Genomic DNA, 3,940 nt, shown 5'->3' on the forward strand with positions numbered 1-3,940 from the left:
ATCCCGTGTACGCCTGCAACTGGACGCAGTAGCCTCAGAATCACTGTCAGGCACAGTGTACTTTGAAATCGGCGGCGTCACCTGGGGCAGATCCAGCAAGGGCGGCGCATTGGGTGCAGATGGCAGCAATGTGGTCAAGATCAAGCACAGCTATCTTGACTGGGTTGTGCCGCAAACCAACGTCAAAGTGCGCATGGGCATACAGCGCGTTTTTTTGCCTGACTTCACCACCGAAGCCTCACAGGCATTTGATGCTGACGTAGCAGGCATTGTGGCTTCCGCCCCGGTTAACGACAACCTCTCTCTGTCGGCATTTTGGGTTCGCCCATATAATGATAACTGGGCCGGGGACACTCAATCCCCCCAGAATTATCTGGATAACTTCGATATTTTCGGGCTGAGCGCCCCGGTGCGCCTTGATGGCGTGAACCTCACGCCCTGGACCATGCTTGGGATGTTCGGCAGCAACACGTTCCGCAAGGGCAATGATTTTTACGGCAAAAATTCCACTGGCGCGGGCGCTTTGGGTCTGGCCCCTGCCGTGTACGCCCTCAAAAATTCAAAAGTGGGCCGCCAGATTGCCGATGCCTATTCCACAGTGCTTTGGGCGGGCATAACAGGTGAAGTGGTAAAATTTGACCCCTTCCGCGTGGCGGCCAGTTTTAACTATGGCGCGGTCGATACGGGTGTGGAAGCCCTCAACCGTAAGGGCTGGTACAGCGCCCTGCTGGCCGAGTACAAGCTCGACTGGGGAACGCCCGGCATATATGGCTGGTACTCCAGTGGCGATGACGACAACATCAAGAACGGCTCAGAGCGCATGCCCAATGTTGAAGCCAACAACGAAAGCACCAACGCCATGTCCAGCTTCGGCACTCTGGGCACCTGGACCTTGGGCCGCGACACCCTTATTGGCTCCACCTTCGCTGGCACCTGGGGCGTGGGCGCGCGCGTCAAGGACGTGAGTTTTTTTGATAAGCTCAAGCAGACCTTCCACGTGAATATTCTTGGCGGCACCAACAGCCCGTCAATGGCCAAGTACATCAAGGGGGCCAAGGGTGTGGAGGGTCACACCAGCTTCACTCCCGATACGGGCACAGGCTCGGCTGATTTCAATTCTGCCAACTACTACGGTCTCTATCTGACCAGCCAGGACTACGCGGCAGAATTTGGCGTCACTACAACCTACCAGATATATGACAATCTGCGTATGCTGGTTGAAGCCAACTACATTGCCCTGTGGCTGGATCAGTCGCGTGGCGTATGGGGCGGCTATACGGCAACTGACGGCAGCCGGGTTGGCGGCAACAGCACCACCGACGCCTGGAACGTCAACGTAAGTTTTATCTATAAATTCTAATTAATTACAGCAGACTATAAAATACAACACGCGCAGAACCGAAAAATTTACGGTTCTGCGCGTGCTTTGATTATTGTTGCCTTTTCAATACGCCCATAAAAGGCGTATTCTCATTATTACGGCTATTACTGCCCGGCGGGAAGGAAAGCAAAGGGCTTTGCTTCCATAAAGAGCCCAGAAACTTCGCCAGCAAAAATTACCCCGCCCTGAAGAGTCAGCTTTTTCACAGGTGCACCGGGCTTTAAATCCAGCCTGTCCATAGAAACCCAGAAAGTGTTGGGCGTTGTGGCGGAATCAAAATAATAGGTCAAATTTTTCTGGTCAGCGATAGAACGCCAGATTGTTGAAGAAATATTCGGCTGGCCCGGTGTTGTAATGCCAAGCGGCACGCTGACTGCGCGCTGCAGGCTGAGCATGCTGGCAACCGCCTGATTGTTGAATGTTTTGCCTGGAACTCCGGCAATATAGTTTTTATCCAGCGCTTTGGGTATGGCCTCCAGTAAAAAGGAGGCGCGGGCAAAGCGGTCAGCCGCGCGGTTGGTTCCGGGCAGAAACACAAGCCCCCCTATCTCCTTCCAGTAGGCGTTCAGGGCAAGCTGCTGATCGTAGCTGGGAGAGTTGGTCATGACGGCGTAATCCTTGCCGTGGTGTATGATCAGCTTTCCTTTGATATATTCAAAAATGGCAGAGTCGCCGCTGGCATCAGAAATGGCCAGGTGCATCGTACTTGCGGCCCCGTTGGGCAATTTGGGGGCGGCAATCTGAAAGGGTTCGCTTTTGAGAGCTTCAACCGTTTCTGCAACGTTGGCAAAATTGTCCAGAACGTATTGGGCCCACGTGGCTATGGACATGACGGGCTTTTGGGGGTCAATCGCGCCATAATCGGATTCCGCCAAATACAGGATGCTGGTCACCAACCCTTTTTCATTCATTCCATCCGCTGTGCCCACATCGTACCCAGCCGCTATGATGCTGCCGTATTTGGACACCCAGCGCACTGACTGGCTGCCCGCTGCACCGTCTTTTTTCATGCCAGCCGGGAAGGCCCACAGGTTGGTGCCCATATCTTCTTTCCAGTCCATATTGCGGCCCGTAATAACGACGTTTCCATCAGCAGAAACATACAGCGTTCGCGTGCAGGCAAGTACTGGTTCACAGGAAATTGCCGCAACAAGCAACAAGCCCATCAGGGAAGAAAACAACTTGAACTTCTTGATGTGTTGGATCATAGAATCGCTCCTGTAGCTTCTTTTATAAAGACGACATGCCTACTGTGGGCAGACTGGCGAAAAAACTCGCCCCAATAATTTGCAAACAGCATTAATAAATTGCAGACAGCCCGCAAGCGTAGCCGTAGCGCAGTGGAGTGCAGTAAAAAACTAGAGAGAAATGATCGCGCCGTCAAACACAGCCAGTATTTATGGAAAGGCCCTTCCACACGGCAACAAAAAGAACCGTAAAACTGGCAGAGACAAAAGCCCTTGGCAGCAAAATTGCCAAGGGCTTTATTGGGTCAATGCCTAAGCTTCAACAGGTTCAACCGTGCTATACGTATCTTGAATCTTGAAAAGCAGATCTTCAACACGCCTCAGTTCACGCGCAAGAATATGGATAACAACGCCCTCCACCTCTGCTTCGGCGTCTATATGCTCCAAAAGAGCGGTGAATGCCGTAATGGATGAAGAGGCTTTGAAGAAAAGATCATGCAAGTTTTTTGCCTGCTGTTCTGCAAAAAGTTCCTGCTCGCAGCGCACCGCCAATGGGGAAAACCGATAGCAGCGGATTTCATCAGCAGGCACAATTTCTTTGTCGGGAAGCTCTTCTGGTTCTGACGGGCAGCTTACATTGCGCAGTGCCTGTACTGCATCAGTGAGCATGGCAATTATGGCGGACAGGTCTGGTGTGGGAGGCTGAGAATAAGATTTTAAATTGGGCATAAAGACCTCTACGGTTTTCTTATTGGAGCATCCAAAATAAAGAAACTCCGGGTGCTAAGAACTGCCGTAGAGCAGCGGGCTATTTTCCTGTTGCCAGGTATTGTATTTCGCCCACACCCGGAGGGTAATGCAGGAAACTACGCCTGAATTCAGGCGCAATAAAACCCACAAACTTTCGGGGTGGGAACCGTCTACGGAAAGGTGTTCTTAGGCACCTGCGCCAAAGAAACCATAAGGGCTAGGGTTCGTCAATCATTTGTAGCGCTGTTGACTAACTCCTTTTTATTTGTCGCTCCCCCACGGGGAGCGACCAGTGCATTAACGGCCCCAGAGCTCAAACAAGCCCGCTTCAATCCACGCTCCCGCACGGGGAGCGACGTCAGGCAGAGGGTATGTCGGTATTGAGCTGTCAGCTTCAATCCACGCTCCCGCATGGGGAGCGACCAGCTTGCCGGAATCGCGCTGGCATGCCGCCGCCGCTTCAATCCACGCTCCCGCACGGGGAGCGACACTACGTTCAGTGATGCCGTCTTTGGGCGTCCAGCTTCAATCCACGCTCCCGCACGGGGAGCGACGTGGGCCTGCACGATGGAATCAAACTGATCACGGCTTCAATCCACGCTTCCGCACGGGGAGCGACGAA

3 protein-coding genes and 1 CRISPR repeat array are annotated in these 3,940 nt (G+C 53.0%); of the genes, 1 reads left to right on the forward strand and 2 read right to left on the reverse strand.

Annotated elements, in window-relative coordinates; genetic code table 11:
• Positions 1–1,360: outer membrane homotrimeric porin (locus QM579_RS06310; RefSeq protein ID WP_414998325.1), on the forward strand; the 1,360-nt coding region annotated here is incomplete at its 5' end.
• Between the two features lie 125 nt (positions 1,361–1,485).
• Here QM579_RS06310 and QM579_RS06315 read toward each other — a convergent pair.
• Complete coding sequence (locus QM579_RS06315; RefSeq protein WP_414998326.1) at positions 1,486–2,589, reverse strand: linear amide C-N hydrolase; 1,104 nt, start codon at positions 2,587–2,589, stop codon at positions 1,486–1,488.
• A 291-nt stretch (positions 2,590–2,880) separates the two neighbouring features.
• Positions 2,881–3,297: a glycosyl transferase gene (locus QM579_RS06320; RefSeq protein WP_414998327.1), complete on the reverse strand. Its 417-nt coding sequence runs from the start codon at positions 3,295–3,297 to the stop codon at positions 2,881–2,883.
• 346 nt (positions 3,298–3,643) lie between these two features.
• A CRISPR array of direct repeats spans positions 3,644–3,937; the repeat unit is 32 nt; unit sequence GCTTCAATCCACGCTCCCGCACGGGGAGCGAC.
• The last annotated feature ends 3 nt before the right edge of the window (positions 3,938–3,940 follow it).

It is taken from the genome of Desulfovibrio sp., from assembly GCF_047607245.1.
Lineage (GTDB): Bacteria > Desulfobacterota > Desulfovibrionia > Desulfovibrionales > Desulfovibrionaceae > Desulfovibrio.

What these genes read in the sequence shown, in the direction of transcription:
- QM579_RS06320 (WP_414998327.1), bottom strand. Translation starts at nt 3,297, where the DNA reads ATGCCCAATTTAAAATCTTATTCTCAGCCTCCCACACCAGACCTGTCC.
- QM579_RS06315 (WP_414998326.1), bottom strand. Translation starts at nt 2,589, where the DNA reads ATGATCCAACACATCAAGAAGTTCAAGTTGTTTTCTTCCCTGATGGGC.